Annotated in this window: 11 protein-coding genes; 8 read left to right on the top strand and 3 right to left on the bottom strand. The window is 53.9% G+C overall.

The features are described from left to right. Window positions 1-13: 13 nt before the first annotated feature. Window positions 14-1438, bottom strand: coding sequence for an MFS transporter (locus JNC80_RS08415; RefSeq protein WP_376710046.1), 1425 nt, complete (start codon window positions 1436-1438; stop codon window positions 14-16). A 157-nt stretch (window positions 1439-1595) separates the two neighbouring features. Here JNC80_RS08415 and JNC80_RS08420 point away from each other — a divergent pair, with 157 nt between their 5' ends. Next, window positions 1596-2273 (top strand): helix-turn-helix transcriptional regulator, encoded by a 678-nt coding sequence (locus tag JNC80_RS08420; protein WP_376710047.1) that lies wholly within the window; start codon window positions 1596-1598, stop codon window positions 2271-2273. Window positions 2274-2328: 55 nt separating this feature from the next. Here the strand turns inward: JNC80_RS08420 and JNC80_RS08425 are convergent, their stop codons facing one another. Then, a complete protein-coding gene (locus JNC80_RS08425; RefSeq protein WP_238481594.1) occupies window positions 2329-3924 on the bottom strand; it encodes an amidohydrolase in 1596 nt (531 codons plus the stop codon). Between the two features lie 411 nt (window positions 3925-4335). Between JNC80_RS08425 and JNC80_RS08430 the strand changes: the two genes are divergently transcribed. From JNC80_RS08430 to ertB, 5 genes are all read left to right on the top strand, one after another. After that, the gene (locus JNC80_RS08430; protein ID WP_376710048.1) at window positions 4336-6018 is read left to right on the top strand and encodes an HAL/PAL/TAL family ammonia-lyase; all 1683 of its coding nucleotides are present in this window, start codon (window positions 4336-4338) and stop codon (window positions 6016-6018) included. A gap of 66 nt (window positions 6019-6084) precedes the next feature. Continuing rightward, window positions 6085-7446: a hydantoin-5-propionate amidohydrolase gene (gene ertD, locus JNC80_RS08435; protein WP_376710049.1), complete on the top strand. Its 1362-nt coding sequence runs from the start codon at window positions 6085-6087 to the stop codon at window positions 7444-7446. Continuing rightward, window positions 7446-8732 (top strand): N-carbamyl-l-glutamate amidohydrolase ErtE, encoded by a 1287-nt coding sequence (gene ertE / locus JNC80_RS08440; protein WP_376710051.1) that lies wholly within the window; start codon window positions 7446-7448, stop codon window positions 8730-8732. Before ertD ends, ertE begins: the two co-directional genes overlap by 1 nt. Window positions 8733-8744: 12 nt before the next feature. Next, on the top strand, window positions 8745-9833 hold the full coding sequence (gene ertC, locus JNC80_RS08445; RefSeq protein WP_376710052.1) for a thiohydantoin desulfurase: 1089 nt from the start codon (window positions 8745-8747) through the stop codon (window positions 9831-9833). 24 nt (window positions 9834-9857) lie between these two features. Further along, window positions 9858-11504, top strand: coding sequence for a thiourocanate hydratase (gene ertB, locus JNC80_RS08450; RefSeq protein WP_376710053.1), 1647 nt, complete (start codon window positions 9858-9860; stop codon window positions 11502-11504). Window positions 11505-11677: 173 nt separating this feature from the next. Here the strand turns inward: ertB and JNC80_RS08455 are convergent, their stop codons facing one another. Next, window positions 11678-13489, bottom strand: coding sequence for a LysR family transcriptional regulator (locus JNC80_RS08455; protein WP_376710054.1), 1812 nt, complete (start codon window positions 13487-13489; stop codon window positions 11678-11680). Window positions 13490-13710: 221 nt separating this feature from the next. Here JNC80_RS08455 and JNC80_RS08460 point away from each other — a divergent pair, with 221 nt between their 5' ends. Continuing rightward, window positions 13711-15030: an MFS transporter gene (locus tag JNC80_RS08460; protein WP_022710359.1), complete on the top strand. Its 1320-nt coding sequence runs from the start codon at window positions 13711-13713 to the stop codon at window positions 15028-15030. 213 nt (window positions 15031-15243) lie between these two features. Continuing rightward, the gene (locus tag JNC80_RS08465) at window positions 15244-16176 is read left to right on the top strand and encodes a bile acid:sodium symporter family protein (protein WP_376710055.1); all 933 of its coding nucleotides are present in this window, start codon (window positions 15244-15246) and stop codon (window positions 16174-16176) included. Window positions 16177-16196 lie beyond the last annotated feature (20 nt).

The raw sequence follows: 16196 nt of genomic DNA on the forward strand, positions 1-16196 counted from the left end.
TAAGCAGCTGATTTTACCAGCGTTTCACCATGCGTGAAGCGCATAGGAAAGCCAGTAACGGCCCCACGCCAAAGCTCAGGAAAAGCCAGAATGCAGCACTGGATGTACCGGCAATACCACCCGGCACAGTCAAACCGCCAAGGCTGGTGACCATACCGGCCATTGCCGCACCGAGACCGGCAGAGAACAGCTGCACAGTGGTAATCGCAGTTGATGCCAGATCCTTCTCATCAGTCGGTGCAACTTTCAGCACCCGTGTCAGCAGATGCGGCCATGTCATACCCACGCCACAGCCCACAGCGATGAAACCGGCGCAGAGCGGCAGCAATTCCAGATAGGTACCATTGCTGGAAAATGGCAGCAGAAGCAGCAACAAAACCATACCGGCAAAAGAGGCCAGCGGGCCGATAATAATCACATCACGCACACGGCGCGATGAAATCCCCGAGCTCATGATTGAGCCGAGTGTCCAGCCTGCGCCCATCAGCGCAGCCAGATAGCCGGCAACCAATGGTGACTGATTATGCAGCACCTGCAGGAACAGCGGAATAAACACTTCCACCGATGTAACCGTCAGCGCCAGCAAAGACATGGTTACGATCACAGGCCCCAGCGGCTGGCTGAAACTGAAAGAACCACGCGGCAACAGACGATTTTTACTGGTGGCTTCCAGACGGATCATCAGACCGATCAACAGGATCGCCGTGCTGATACCAATCACATTCCAGATCACTTCAGAACTGACACTGCCAAGCGATACCGCAAAGACTGCAAGTGTCAGCAGGCCGAGCTGCGCAAAAGGCAGACGATTTGTGTCTTCCTCTTCATGGCGTACATCCGGCAACACAAACAGCGCCATTACAGCAAAAAGCAGCGCTGCAGGAACAACCGACCAGAAAGCAGCACGCCACTCGCCGAGTTCAGCGAAAATACCGCCCACAGCAGGGCCTACCAGTGTGGCAACACCCCACATGCCGGAAATCAGCGCCATAGCGCGCGGCCACAGCGCTTCGGGAAATACGATACGGATCATGGCATAGGACAAAGCCAGCATGAAACCACCGCCGAAGCCCTGAATGAAACGACCGACCAGCAGAGCCTGCATTGTCGGTGAAACAGCACAAATCAGGGTGCCGAGAGCAAAAACACTGGCCGAAATGGCATAGGCTTTGCGCGGGCCGGTTTTACGCAGCAATTTCACAGCCAGCGTTGAGCCGATAATGGATGCAACGACGAAAAGAGTGGTGTTCCACGCATAATAATCCAGCCCGCCAATATCCGAAACGACGGAAGGCAGAATGGTTGTAGCAATGTAAACATTAACAGCATGAAGCGCGACGCCACCTGCGAGCGCCATGGAACGAATGGCATTTTTGCCAGTCAACAAATCTCCCCAGCCAACTTTGTGGTAGCTGGTGAGCGATGCCGGGTCAGACATTTCAATCTCCGGACAGCTATCAAAAACCATGAGTTCCGGCGGGAATGCGCCTGTGTTTCTCATCAATTTTAACCGGAACATACCGGTCGGGTTGCAAATCCCTGAGGGAGCCGTTAATTATGCAAGCATAAACTTGGAATATTCAGCAGGAGATCAAATGTCAAGTTCTGACATTATCACTTCGGATGAAATGAACAGCGCTGCACAACAAAGCACCGCTGATCGTCTGCTGTTTATTCTTAAAACCCGTGGCCCGCAAACAATATCGGAACTTGCACGACTCGCAGGCACGGGTGCGGAAAATATACGCCAGCAATTACAAAAATCTGTGACAGAAGGCCTGATTGAACCCTATGCCACAGAAAAAAAACCAAAAGCCGGACGACCTGTGCAGTTCTGGCATCTGACGGAGAAAGGCAACAGCCGGTTTCCTGACAGTCATGCGGAGCTGACCGTTAGTTTATTGCGCCATATGAGCAGTCTGGGTGAAGATCTGACTGAGCGCGTGATCAGCTTGCGCGAACAGGAAATACTCAATAACTACCGCACAGCCATGCAGGATATGACAGCGCTGGAACAACGTATAGACTGTCTGTCCCGATTACGCAGTCAGGAAGGCTATATGTCGGAATGGACAAAGCAGCCGGACGGTTCATGGTTGTTGATTGAGAACCACTGCCCTATCTGCGCTGCGGCCACAGCCTGCCGCGGCTTTTGCCGTTCCGAACTCAATATTTTTCAGGCCATTCTCGGTGACAATTGCAAGATCGAGCGCTGCGAGCATATTTTACTCGGCGCACGACGCTGCGCCTATCGTATAACTCAAACCGGATAAACAAAAGCGATCCGGCTAAATGCCGAACCGCCTTCATCATGTTTATACAGTTCTGCTATTGTGGCGCAGTCAACTCAGGAAATTTGACGCCGAGCTGATCGAGATAAGTCGGATATTTCTCAGCATCGTAATAGAGCTTCTGCATTTCAGGGCGAAACTGCTGCATAATCTCCGTATTCAGCTGAATTTGCGGCTTGTCATCCGCACCAAGCATCGGCAGATATTTCTGATCCTTCTGCTGCACATTGGTAAAATAATCCTGTGCCGCAGATACCAGTTCCGGCTTGGTCAGAAGATCAACGCCGGTCATAGCAATGACCTTCGATCCGGCGACAACACCTTTATGAGCAATCGGTGTGGCCATAGACATGGCATTCGACCAGTGATGCCCCGGAAGGTTCGGAATATTCGACGGATAGTTCAGCGTGATTGTCGGCACAATCCATGACACATCGCCGATATCATCCGAGCCGCCGCTTTCAGGTTTTTCCGGCGGTGGTGCCAGTTTCTTCAGCTCTGTCGCCAGCCCGTCTTCCTTGCCTTTCACAGCCTTCTGCACAGCTTTGGCAAAGCTGTTTTCATCGTCAGTCCATTTCGGCAGGCCAACCTCCAAAATATTAGCATAGGCTGCCTCTGCCATCGGCTTGTTGAAATGGCGCGGTGCTGCGGTGCCGATAATCTGCCGTTCCACTGCCGTGTCAGACATTTTTGCCGCTGCTTCAGACATTGTATTGGCTATCGCAAAATTCTTGGCGATATTCTCAAAATCCGTTTCGCGGATAAAATACCACACGCTGGCAACAGACGGCACCACATTCGGCTGATCGCCGCCGTCAGGAATCACATAATGCGAGCGCTGTTCAGGCCGCAAATGCTCCCGCTTCATATTCCAGCCGATATTCATCAGCTCTACGCCATCAAGCGCACTGCGTCCGCGCCACGGCGCACCGGCAGAATGGGCAGACTCACCGGCAAATGTATATTTGACCGAGACCATACCGGTGCCATTGGCTGCGCCCCACGAGGTTTGCAGATTATTGCCGACATGGGTGAACATCACCACATCCGCATCCTTGAACACGCCGTCACGCACCATATAGGCTTTGCCGCCCAGCAACTCCTCTGCCACCCCCGGCCAGAGCACCAGCGTGCCGGAGAGTTTTTCCTTCTCCATCAGGTCTTTCATCGCCAAGGCTGCGACCACATTCACAGCTTGTCCTGAATTATGTCCTTCCCCGTGACCGGGTGCGCCCTCAATCATCGGCTTGCGATAGGCAACGCCGGGCATCTGGGACGTTTTTGGCAGACCATCAATATCACTACCCAGTGCAATCACAGGCTTACCGGAACCCCAGCGTGCTACCCAGCCGGTCGGCAGACCGGCAACGCCGCGCTCAATAGTAAAGCCGTTCTTTTCCAGAATATCCGTGATGTATTTTGAAGTTTCCACTTCCTGAAAGGCCAGCTCACCAAAGCTGAAAATTGAATCCGTCATCTCCTGCGCAAGCTTGGCGCGGCTCTCCACACCCGCTGTTACTTGCTGCTTATAGGCTTTGACATCCTGTTCTGATTTTTGTGCTGCGGCCTGACTGAGCAAAGAGGCCGACATCATAAGGCTGAGTGCAATTTTAGACGAGAGAGTACAAGACATGTAGAACTCCGTTACTGAATTTGCCTGAGATTATGTGACAGTTACCCGCAGACAATTCATCATAAAAACGCCATACACAACCCTTAAAATAACAATAACAAGCTTTTGATTTTACAGTATTTATTGTCATTTTAACAATCACTGAATATCGAGTTTCATTTCCCAAAACCAGCCTTTCAGTTACACGCAATCCTTTTCATTACGCTGCGAAATGAAAGCCGGTATGCGTAAGGCCACAATCCGGACTGTTCAGAAAACTATTCTCTGATACCGGCAGGATTTAGCTTTTTGTTATTGCCGGTTTCGCAACTTTCGCCGTTTCAGCCTTTCAAGCAATTTCTATACTGACCCATAATTTGCCGCATCCATAAGCACCCTCATTCAGAGGGAAAAGGCAAACGGGAACCCAGTATGAAAAAGCTCAACCGCCTGTCCAAACTCAGCCTTCTGACACTTGCCCTCCTGTCGTCTTCTGCCGCCTATGCTGAAAGTTTGCAGCTTAACGGTACGCAGCTCACCACTGCGCAGGTGGCAAAGTTCGCAGCGAACACAAATGAAAAAGTCGAAATCGCTCCGGAAGCTGCACAAAAAGTCAGCCATAGTTTTGAACTGGTAATGGAAGCCGCGTTGCAAGGCACCGCCGTTTACGGGCTGAATGTCGGCGTGGGCTGGAACAAGGACAAGCCGGTTTTCAAAGAGGTTAAAGGCCGCCGCACGCTGGATGAAGAATTGCTGGCACTTTCCCGCCGCTTCAACACCAGTTCGCTTCATGCCCATGGTGGCGGTATTGGCGAGGCTATGCCTGCGCAGGCAGTGCGCGCCGGTATGCTGATCCGCCTCAATGAAATGCTCGGCGGTGAAACCGGAACGCAGCTGAGCGTGGTAGAAGCCTATCGCGATTTCCTCAATCACGACATCATCCCCGTTGTGCCGGAAAAAGGTTCTGTCGGTGAAGCTGATATTACGCTCGCCTCCCATATTGGTCTGGCAATGATCGGCGAATGGTTTGTGGATTATCAGGGCAAGCGTATGTCTGCGGCAGAAGCTCTGAAACTGGCCGGTCTGAAGCCGATTGAACCGGTCGGCAAAGACTTCCTTTCCATTCTCAGCACCAATGCACTGACTGCCGGTCAGGCCGCTTTGCTTGCTGAAGAAACCCGCCATTATCTGGAAGCCGCCACAGCCGTTTTCGCCCTGTCGCTTGAAGGTTATAACGGCAATGTCGCGCCTTTCCTGGCTGAGACAACCGAACTGCGCCCGTTTCCGGGTATGGTGAAGGCGGCAGCAGATATTCGTGAAGCGCTGGATGGCTCCTATCTCTGGCAGCAGTCTGATGGCCGCGCTTTACAGGATCCGCTCTCTTACCGCACGATGGCCTATGCGCTCGGCAATGCATGGGAAGCGCAGGCCGCACTCGAAGAAGCTTTGCATATCCATATCAATGCCAGCGATGACAATCCGGCCGCTGTGGCTTCCGACAAGCCTGCGGAAAAAGCGGCTGACAGTCATAACCAGCTGCATAAATATCAGGTGGCAGGCGATGTACATGGCGCGATTTATCCGACCGCCAATTTCGACATGCTGCCAGTTGCCACTCGTGTGGAAAATCTGAATGTCGCCCTCACCCGTCTGGCGCAGAATATTGTGATGCAGACCATCCGCACGGAAAATCCGGATTTCACCAAACTGCCGCGCTTCCTTGCCGGTCCTGAGAATGAAGGCCATGCTTTCGGTGCCATGCAGAAGCCGCTTGTTGCGCTCTATGCGGAAAACCGTCAGCTGGCCATGCCAGTCTCGCTCGATACATTCGCCATGGCAGGCAATATTGAAGATACCGGCAATAATGCCCCGCTGGCCGTGAGCAACCTGCAGCGCATTCTCGGCAATATGTACAGCCTGTCATCCATTCAGCTGCTGCATTCGGCTCAGGCGGTTGATCTGCGTGGTAAAGTTGCACTCGGAAAAACCTCCGCAAAACTGCTGGAAACCTATCGCGCACAGGTCAAATTCGTCGATCAGGATCGCATATACACGCCGGATTTTGCAGCCGGTGTGCAGGTGCTGCACGCTTTCACGCAGCCAGCCACCAAGTAATTTTTAAATCGCATAACTGCCTGCATTGCAAAGTGATGCAGGCAGCCAGAATGAGGAAATGCCGCAATGCAGGATAAAGTCTTCAAAGGTAAAGTGGTTCTGCCCGATCAGGTCATTGACAATGGCTGGGTGCTGGTCAGCGACGGCCGCGTTGTCCAGACCGGTCAGGGCACAGCCCCTGCAGGTGAAAGCCACGGCGGTGCGGATTATCTGGTGCTGCCGGGTGCCATTGACGGTCAGGTACACAGCCGCAGCCAGAAAAATCAGGAAGAATTTATCTGGTCGACCCGTTCGGCCGCTGCAGGTGGTGTGACGACGATTGTCGATATGCCCTATGACGACGGCGACCTGATCGCCACGCCGGAGCGCTTCACCCGCAAGGTGGAATCCGCTGGCAAGGAAGCGCGCGTGGACTTCGCGCTTTATGCCACGGCGCATCCGGCAGACGGCACCAAACATATTGACGGTCTGGTGGAGGCCGGTGCGACCGGTTTCAAATTCTCTACCTTCGGTACGCATCCGGAGCGCTTTCCGCGCATCACCCCGCAGATGCTTTATGAGTGTTTCTCGGCGATTGCCCGTCACGGTCTGATTGCCGGTATTCATAATGAAAATGATGAAATGGTGCGCTATTACATCGATCAGGTGGAGAAAAGCGGCCGCACTGATTATCTGACCCACAGCATGAGCCGCCCGCCGGTGACTGAAACTCTGGCGATGGCTGAAGTCTATGAAATCGGCGCGATGAGCGGTTGCGCCACCCATGTGGTGCATTGTTCCGTTGGCCGTGGCTATGAACTGGCTGCGGGTTATCGCGCACAAGGTTATGCGGCAACGGTTGAAGCCTGCATCCACTATCTGACATTGTGCGAAGAAGATGATGTCAGCCGCCTGATCGGCCGCGCCAAGATCAACCCGCCGGTACGCAATCGCGCCGAGCGTGAAGCCATCTGGCAGCAACTAGCCGCCGGTAATGTGACCATTGTTTCCACCGATCATGTGAGCTGGTCGCTTGATCGTAAAAACGATGAGAATATGCTGAAAAACGCATCCGGTGTTCCGGGGCTGGAAGCGCTCTATGCGCTGCTGCTCAAAGGTCTGGATGAACGCGGTCTGTCGCTCAGCCATGCTGCCCGCCTGCTGGCGCATAATCCGGCGAACCTGTTCCGTCTCGGTCAAACCAAGGGCGCGCTCGGTGCCGGTCTTGATGCCGATATCGTCTTGGCACGCCGTGATCCATACACTTACAAAGCGGCAGAAAGCGGCAATAATATTGTTGGCTGGAGCCCTTATGACGGCATCAAGCTGCCGTTCCGCATCACCCATACATTTGTGCGTGGTGAATGTGCCATGGCTGAAGGTGTGGTCACAGCTGAACCAGGTTCCGGTCGCTTTGTACGCCCTGCTCTGCGTAAAGGAGCCGCGTAATGGCGGCCTCCAACACGCTCGTCGATAGTGACCGGCTCTGGCAGGATATTATGGCGCTGGCCGATATTACCGAGCCGGGCAAGCCTTACACACGCCGTTCCTTTACGCCGCGTTTTCTGGCTGGCCGTGCCTATCTGATTGAGCAGTTCAAAGCCGCCGGTCTTGAGGTGCGCATTGATACCGCAGGCAATCTGATCGGCCGCCGTGCCGGTGCCAAGCCGCACGCCAAAACCATTATGATGGGTTCGCATAGTGATACTGTGCCATCCGGCGGGCGCTTTGACGGCATTGCCGGTGTGGTGGCGGCACTCGAAGTTGCCCGCGCCCTGCGCGATGCCGGTATTGAATTGCAGCACAATCTGGAAGTGGTGGATTTTCTCGCTGAAGAGCCGAGTGAATATGGTCTATCCTGTGTCGGCAGCCGTGGCATGAGCGGTCAGCTGACCAATGCCATGCTCGACTTTACCGGCCCGCAGGATGAGCGTCTCGGCGATGCGCTGATCCGTGTCGGCGGTAATCCGGCCAAGCTTCCAGAGGCTGTACGTCAGGATATTGCCGCCTATCTGGAACTGCATATTGAACAAGGCCCTGTGCTGGAACAGAGCAAAACGGATTTGGGTCTGGTGACCGGTATTGTCGGCATCACCCGTCTGGAAATCGCTTTTCAGGGTGCTGCTGACCATGCAGGCACCACGCCGATGCATATGCGCCGCGATGCGCTTTATGCGGCAGCGCAAGCCGTCACTGCAATCCGTGAACAAGCAGAAGCCTTGGCATCTGAACCGGACGGCTATTTTGTTGCCACTGTCGGCATTCTCACCCTAGAACCGGGCGGTGCCAATGTGGTGCCGGAACAGACTAAGGTGATTGTTGATATCCGCACCGGCAAGCGTGAAAAGACCCTGCGCTTTCTGGAAAGCATTGATGCGGTAACACAACTTGCTGCCGCGAAAGCCAATGTGGAACGCAGCAACTTCAAGACCCTTTCCGATACCATGCCGATGGATTGTGACTTAGGCCTGCTGGATGATCTGGCAAAAAGCGCCGATGCACTCGGCCATAGCCATCTGCAACTCGCCAGCGGTGCGGGACATGATGCGGCCTTTATCGGTCAGCTGGCACCGGCAGCCATGGTCTTTGTGCCATGTCTTGGCGGACGCAGCCACACACCGGAAGAATGGGCAGAAAAATACGACATTGCAGCAGGTGCTGCAGCAATGTTTGCGGCAGTGCGCCGTTTTGACGAGCGCACTCCGGTTACCAATCAAACGCATAACAGCATTTAAGAGGAGGCCATTATGGGGCGTATTTTAACATTGGATGACGTGGAATCCGCAATTGCAGGCGGTTCGGTCTTTGCAGCCGGTGGCGGCGGCTGGGTCGAGCATGGCCGTATGCTGGGCACCACCGCGGTCACCATTGGCCGGCCTGAACTGGTGGATATGGAAGAAGTATCCGATGACGCATGGATTGCCACAGCCGCTGCGATCGGTGCACCGGCCAGCACTACCCAGTGGGAAATGCTCGGCATCGACTATGTAAAAGCCGTTGAACTGCTGCAATATGAGCTGGGCGACGAAGTCTATGGCCTGATGATCGGCCAGAACGGCATGTCCAGCACCATGAATGCATGGCTGCCTTCTGCTGTTCTCGGCACCAAAGTGATTGATGCTGTGGGCGATATCCGCGCGCATCCGACCGGTGACATGGGCTCCATCGGCATGGCCAACAGCCCTGAGCAGATGATCCAGACAGCTGTTGGCGGTCACCGCGATTCCAACTCCTATATCGAGCTGGTCACACGCGGCGCGACAGCCAAAATCTCACCGATCCTGCGCAAAGCCTCCGATATGTCCGGTGGTTTCATCGCCAGCTGCCGCAATCCGCTGCGTGCTTCCTATGTGCGCAAGAATGCAGCGCTCGGCGGTATTTCCCGCGCTCTGACCCTTGGTGAAGCTATTCGCGCTGCCCGGAACAAAGGCGCGGCTGCGGTGATTGATGCGATCTGCAAAACCACCAATGGCAGTATTCTCGCGCAGGGCAAAGTCACCGCCAAGAATGTGCATTACACGCAGGAAGCTTTCGACATCGGTACCATCACCGTGCGTGACGGCAACCGCGATGTGATCCTGCATGTGATGAACGAATATATGGCCGTGGATGACGGTGACGGTCAGCGTCTTGCCACCTTCCCTGACGTGATCACCACGCTCGATACCAATGGCAGCCCTGTCAGTGTCGGCAATGTCCATGAAGGCATGGAAATTCTGGTGTTCCACATCAACAAGACAGAAATCCCGCTCAGCGCCTCGGTCAAAGATCCGAGCGTTTATCCGATCGTCGAAAAGGCACTCGGTATCTCGCTTGCCGATTACGCACTGGCCTGAGTTAGCGGTTTAGAAAGTATTATTATGTCCAAGAAACAATTTAACGTCACATCCGGCACCGAGCTGCGCTGTAAGAACTGGCGCGCTGAAGGCCTGCTGCGTTTGATGGAAAACGTGCTGGCTGTGGGTGAAGACCCGGATAATCTGGTGGTCTATGCTGCACTCGGTAAAGCTGCACGCGACTGGCCATCCCATGACAAGATCGTTGAAAGCCTGCACAAGATTGAAGAAGACGAAACGCTCGTCGTACAGTCCGGCAAGCCGATCGGCATTCTGAAAACCCATAAACAGGCACCGGTCGTGATTATGGCCAACTGTAATATGGTTGGTCAGTGGGCGAAGGCTGAAAATTTCTATGAATGGGAAAAGCAGAACCTGATTTGCTGGGGTGGTCTTACTGCCGGTGACTGGCAGTATATCGGCTCGCAGGGCGTTATTCAGGGCACCTATGAAATCTTCATGCGCATTGCCGAACAGAGCTTCAACAATGATCTGGCCGGTCGTCTGATCCTCACCGCCGGTCTTGGCGGCATGGGCGGCGCACAGCCGCTGGCAGGCCGTATGGCCGGTGCCGTAACCCTCTGCGTTGAAATCGATCAGGAACGCATTCAGAAACGCAAGGATATCGGCTTCCTTGACGTGATTGCCAAAGATCTGGACGATGCGCTGGCGCAGGTCAAAACAGCAATGGCCGAGAAACGCGCTGTCTCCATCGGCGTTTACGGCAATGCCGCTGATCTTTATGAGCAAATTCTGGCACGCAATATCATTCCGGATATCGTGACTGACCAGACTTCCGCCCATGATCTGGTTTACGGCTATGTACCGGCAACCCGCTCTCTGGCTGAAGCCCGCGCGATGCGCAAGAGCGATCCGCAGACACTGATGAATGAAAGCCGCGCTTCCATCGTTCGTCATGTCACAGCCATGCTTGGCTTCCAGAAAGCCGGTTCGGTCGTTTTTGACAATGGTAACCTGATCCGCACCCATGCCAAAGACGGCGGCGTGGCAGATGCGTTCAACATTCCGGTCTTCACCGAAGCCTTCCTGCGCCCGTTGTTCTGCCGTGCGATTGGCCCGTTCCGCTGGATTGCACTGTCGAATAATCAGGAAGATATCCGCATTATCGACAATTACATCCTCAAGGCTTTTGCGGATAACCGCATTGTCACCAACTGGATTCATCTCGCCGGTAAAAATGTACCGTTTGAGGGTCTGCCAGCGCGTATCGCATGGCTCGGTCATGGCGAACGCACCCAGCTGGCACTCGCTGTGAACAGCATGGTGCGGGATGGTACATTGTCCGGCCCTGTTGCCTTTACCCGTGATCATCTTGATGCCGGTGCCATGGCGCATCCGAATATCATGACTGAAAATATGCGTGACGGTTCTGATGCGATTGCCGACTGGCCGCTGATCAATGGTCTGGCCATGTGCTCGTCGCAGGCTGATCTGGTCGCGATCCATTCCGGCGGTGGCGGCTATTCCGGTTATATGACCAGCGCGGGTGTAACCGTTGTAGCTGATGGTACAGATGATGCGGATATCCGCATTGAACTGTCGCTGACCAATGACACCTCGCTCGGCGTGATGCGTTATGCCGATGCCGGATATGAAGAAGCGCTCGATGAAGCGGAAAAGAAAAACATCCGCCACTTCAAACTGGCGTAAAACCTAGAAAATGCCCCCGTGAAGAAAACAGGCGGAACTCCGGTTTCGCCTGTTTTCATTTCCAGAGCATAATTCCTTAAACTTAGATCAGTTTAAGGTAAAATTATGCTCTAATTTTAAAGTGTTAGAGCGACCTTTGTGTGCCAAGTCTGGCACACGGCGCTCTAAGCCGATTATGGAGTAAGTGCCTCGCGCAATTCGCGCACCAATTCTCTTTCGGCAACCGTCAGGGTACGGGCATTGGAATAGATCACAAACAACCTGCGCAAAATATGCGGCTTGAGTTCAAGGCTCACCAAGGTGCCCTGCTCCAGATCACGGCGCACGGCTGAAACCGGCAGCAGAGTGGCAAGCTTTTCACGCCGGATCATCGCGATCATCATCGGCAGAGAATTGATCTCGATGACCGGTTCAACGGACAAGTTGTGCTCGCTCAACTGCGCATCCAGCAATTGCCGGATGCCGAAAGTCAAAGTCGGCAGAACCAGCGGCACCTGACGAAGCGCCTCCAGATCAATCGCTGCGCCCTGAGAAAGTTCTGCTGCCAGATCGGGATGACAGATCAGCGACAGAGGCTCTTCAACATTGAGGCTGAAACGCGCCATATGCGGCATATCGGTTTCCAGCACGGCAAGGCTGATCACACCCGCCTGCACCCAATCCTGCAAGACACTGGTCGGTGCTTCCAGAATTTGCAGATCAATTTGCGGATGGTTCTTTCGCCAGCGCAGCACCGCATCGGTCATGCCTGCCAGCAAAGTGCTTTCCTGACTGACGGACGGCAAAACGCCAATACGTAAACGCGAACGGTTGCGCCCCAATGATCCGGCACTATGCACGGCCATGGATTGCAAACGCGCATCGATCAGATCGCTGCCGATACGAAAAACCCGTCCGGCATCTGTCGGCACAAGCCCGTCGCGGCGGCGCTCGAACAGTGGCTTGCCGATTACCTGCTCCATCTTGCGCAGCTGGCCGGTAATAGCCGGTTGGGCGACTTTTGCCATACGGGCGGCTGCTGTGAGATTGCGATTGTTGTCAATGAGCCGGAAATAACTGAATTGCCGTCTGGTGAGCTGCGGCTGATAAAGCGGCGATGTTTCACCGGAAATCAGTGCCGCACGAATACGGCGTACGGTCTCCTCCGCCACCGGATGCGGATCGGCAATATGCACCCGCACCTGACTGATGAGCGGCGGATCAAGCGGCACCAGTTTAAGACGATGCAAGCCCATACGGTTGGCAAGCGTGCTTTGCGGCACCAGAAAGGCCGTATCAGGGTGCTCCCCGCTTAAGCGTGCCAGAGTACCCGGATGATCCTGCGTGAAGCGGACATTTTTAATCGGATGCTTTGCCAGATAGGCAGAGAGATCATGCAGCAGCGGCTCCGGCAATGCAGGCACAATCACAGGGCCTGCAAGCATATCCTGCAAAGCAGGCGCTTCGCCTGACTGTACCGGCAGACTACGCGCCAGCACCCACGGATCATCGTGAATAGCGACACCCTTTTTCTCATAACTGAAAATAATCCGGCTGCTTTTCGCACTCTCTGTCAGCGGCAAAGCCGGATCACCATCCGCACTGCCCCAATGCGGCTCAATAAACACATCCGGATAGTCTTTCTGCAAACCGGCAAGTGCTGTGCTGATGGCTTTGGAGACATTGCCGAGCGAGAACATCAGCTGGACTTCCACCACCAGATGACTGAATTCATTCTCTTCGGTACATTCCCGCATCGCCGCCTGACGGGTAAAGGCCTCAGCCTGCAACAGCGGAATAGCAGCACGGTACAGCCAGCGTCCGGCCACAGTCGGGGTAAGCCCTGCAGGCACGCGACGGAACAATTGTGCACCGACTTCCTCCTCCAGATTCTGCAGTGCCACGCTCAGTGTTGACAGCGCAATATCCAGCATTTCAGCCGCCTTGCTGAAACTGGTTTGATGGCAGGCCGCCACGAAGTAAGAAAGCTGCCGCAGCTCGATCATAGGCACAGACCTTCATCAGTGATTTTTACCAAGAATATCAATCCAATATGCCATAAATACAAAAATATTGTTCCGTCGAAACACTATTTCGTTTTTCGCTATGGAGACATTCATTTTTTGTCAAATGCCGACACAAAGTTAAATTGTTACTGTCTCGTATTGCTGGTGGGAGATGAGAGATAAAAGACCACAGCCGGAATGTTTGGGGGAGAGCCAGTCCTATGACGGACGTTACACATAATCCAACTATACCATCGCATACAAAGCATAATTCCAACGCCAAAAAGGCTGTCGCTGCTGCCTCAATCGGTAATGCTCTGGAATGGTATGATTTTACAATCTACGCCTTGTTTGCGGTTTATATCGCCAAGAATTTCTTTCCTGGCGGCAATGACACTGTCGAACTGATCAAGTCGTTTCTGGCCTTTGGCCTCGGCTTTCTGATCCGTCCGCTCGGCGCGGTTGTGCTCGGCGTTTACGCTGATAAAGCCGGTCGTAAAGCGGCGCTGTTTTTGACCATCATGATTATGGCAGCCGGTACGCTGCTGATTGCTATTGCACCAACCTATGCCGCGATCGGTATCGGCGCACCGATGATCATTCTTGCTGGCCGTGTGCTGCAGGGTTTCTCAGCCGGTGGTGAAGTCGGCAGTGCGGCAGCCTTTCTGGTGGAACATGCACCGGAAGGTCAAAAAGGCAAATATGCTGCATGGCTGCAGGCCAGTATGGCATTTTCCAATATTATCGGTGCCTTTGTAGCACTGGGCGTTACATCGCTGCTGACTGAAGATCAGATCGGTGACTGGGGCTGGCGTATTCCGTTCATCCTCGGCCTGCTGATTGCACCTGTCGGTCTGTGGATGCGCCGTTCGCTTGATGAAACACCACACTTCAAAGCGAAATTTGACGAAAAACCGGAAGCCGCGCACAAAGAACATGCTCCGCTGAAAGAGATTTTCACCACTTATCGCGGTGCATTGCTCAAAGGTACAGCCTTCTCCGTGCTCTGGGCAGCCAGCGTCTATGTCATGGTTATCTATATGCCGGTCTATGTGCAGCGTGCATTCGGTTTCACCGGTACGCAGGCATTTATCTCGGCGCTTATCAGTAATATTCTGATGGCTATTGCCTGTATCGCTGCCGGTGCTGTTTCCGACAAGATCGGCCGTCGTCTGACACTGGCGATCACCACAACCGTATTGCTGGTGGCTATCCATCCGCTGCTGTGGTGGCTGCATCACTCACCGACACTCGGCACCCTGATCACTGTTCAGAGCTGCTTCTGTGTTATGGTTGCCGGTGTGGTTGGCGTTGCACCTTCCGCCCTGTCCGAAGTCTTCCCGACCCATATCCGTTCAACCGGTATGTCGCTGGCCTATAACATCTCCACCACAATTTTCGGTGGTTTTGCTCCGGCAGCGCTGACATGGCTCGGCACCACTTCGCTCGGCTACAGCGCCCCTGCATGGTATGTCAGTATCGCAGCTGTTATCGCATTGTTCGCGATTTTCCAAATGGGCGACAATAAAAAGACAGCCTGACGATACAGACTGACAAACAAAACTAACGCACCCGCCATACACAGCTATGGCGGGTGTTTTTATTTACAGCTGCTCTGAAACTTTAGGCCTATATGCCTGCCGCACAGACTCATTTTATTACCCGTAATGCACTTATTTTATTTCATTAATAACTTGCCATGCCGCCTCATAAAATTTAGAGCGGGGTTAGTTATTAAATAAGGACTATCTGTAATGAAAATGCTGGCAAGCTTTTCGGCTTTCGTAGGCAAGACTTTTGCGGTCTGGGTTCTGCTGTTTGCCGTACTGGGTTTTGTATTCCCTGAGACCTTTAAACAATTCGCCCCTTATATTGTTACCCTGCTTGGTATCATCATGTTCGGCATGGGCCTCACCCTCTCCCTTGATGACTTCCGTGAAGTGGTACGCCGTCCGGTCGATGTGGGTATCGGTGTTGCCTCGCAGTTTCTGATTATGCCGCTGCTTGCCGTATTGCTGACCAGGATCATTCCGATGTCACCGGAAGTCGCTGCCGGTGTTATTCTCGTCGGCTGCTGCCCGGGCGGTACATCCAGCAATGTGATGACCTATCTCGGCAAAGGCGATGTGGCGCTGTCCGTTGCCTGCACCAGCGTGACCACGCTGGCCGCACCGCTGGTAACGCCATTCCTCGTCTGGTTCTTCGCCAGCCAGTTCCTGCCGGTTGATGCAATGGCAATGTTCATGAGCATTGTTAAAGTGATCCTCGTGCCACTGGCACTCGGCGTGCTGGCGCAGAAACTCATTCCGGGCGTCGTTAAATCCGCTGTCCCTGTGCTGCCGCTGGTAAGCGTGACCGGTATTGTGCTGATTGTTGCCGCCGTTGTGGCAGGCAGCAAAGGCGCTATCGCCACATCCGGCCTGCTGATCTTCGTGGTCGTGGTTCTGCACAATGGCATCGGCTATATGCTCGGCTTTACCGCTGCCAAACTCACCGGCATGTCGCTTGCCAAGCGTAAAGCCATTGCAGTTGAAGTCGGCATGCAGAACAGCGGTCTGGGTGCCGCCCTTGCCAATGCGCATTTCTCGCCGCTGGCCGCAGTGCCAAGTGCGATCTTCAGCGTATGGCACAATATTTCCGGCGCGCTGCTGGCGAATTATTTCGCCCGCATGAAAGATGATAAATAATCATCATCTCTGTTCAAAAT

Origin of the sequence: Pseudochrobactrum lubricantis (assembly GCF_041929865.1) — a bacterium.
Taxonomy (GTDB): Bacteria; Pseudomonadota; Alphaproteobacteria; order Rhizobiales; family Rhizobiaceae; genus Pseudochrobactrum; species Pseudochrobactrum saccharolyticum.

Bases quoted from the DNA above. Each gene is read 5' to 3' on its own strand.
- JNC80_RS08415 (WP_376710046.1), bottom strand. From the start codon at position 1,438: ATGTCTGACCCGGCATCGCTCACCAGCTACCACAAAGTTGGCTGGGGA.
- JNC80_RS08420 (WP_376710047.1), top strand. From the start codon at position 1,596: ATGTCAAGTTCTGACATTATCACTTCGGATGAAATGAACAGCGCTGCA.
- JNC80_RS08425 (WP_238481594.1), bottom strand. From the start codon at position 3,924: ATGTCTTGTACTCTCTCGTCTAAAATTGCACTCAGCCTTATGATGTCG.
- JNC80_RS08430 (WP_376710048.1), top strand. From the start codon at position 4,336: ATGAAAAAGCTCAACCGCCTGTCCAAACTCAGCCTTCTGACACTTGCC.
- ertD (WP_376710049.1), top strand. From the start codon at position 6,085: ATGCAGGATAAAGTCTTCAAAGGTAAAGTGGTTCTGCCCGATCAGGTC.
- ertE (WP_376710051.1), top strand. From the start codon at position 7,446: ATGGCGGCCTCCAACACGCTCGTCGATAGTGACCGGCTCTGGCAGGAT.
- ertC (WP_376710052.1), top strand. From the start codon at position 8,745: ATGGGGCGTATTTTAACATTGGATGACGTGGAATCCGCAATTGCAGGC.
- ertB (WP_376710053.1), top strand. From the start codon at position 9,858: ATGTCCAAGAAACAATTTAACGTCACATCCGGCACCGAGCTGCGCTGT.
- JNC80_RS08455 (WP_376710054.1), bottom strand. From the start codon at position 13,489: ATGATCGAGCTGCGGCAGCTTTCTTACTTCGTGGCGGCCTGCCATCAA.
- JNC80_RS08460 (WP_022710359.1), top strand. From the start codon at position 13,711: ATGACGGACGTTACACATAATCCAACTATACCATCGCATACAAAGCAT.
- JNC80_RS08465 (WP_376710055.1), top strand. From the start codon at position 15,244: ATGAAAATGCTGGCAAGCTTTTCGGCTTTCGTAGGCAAGACTTTTGCG.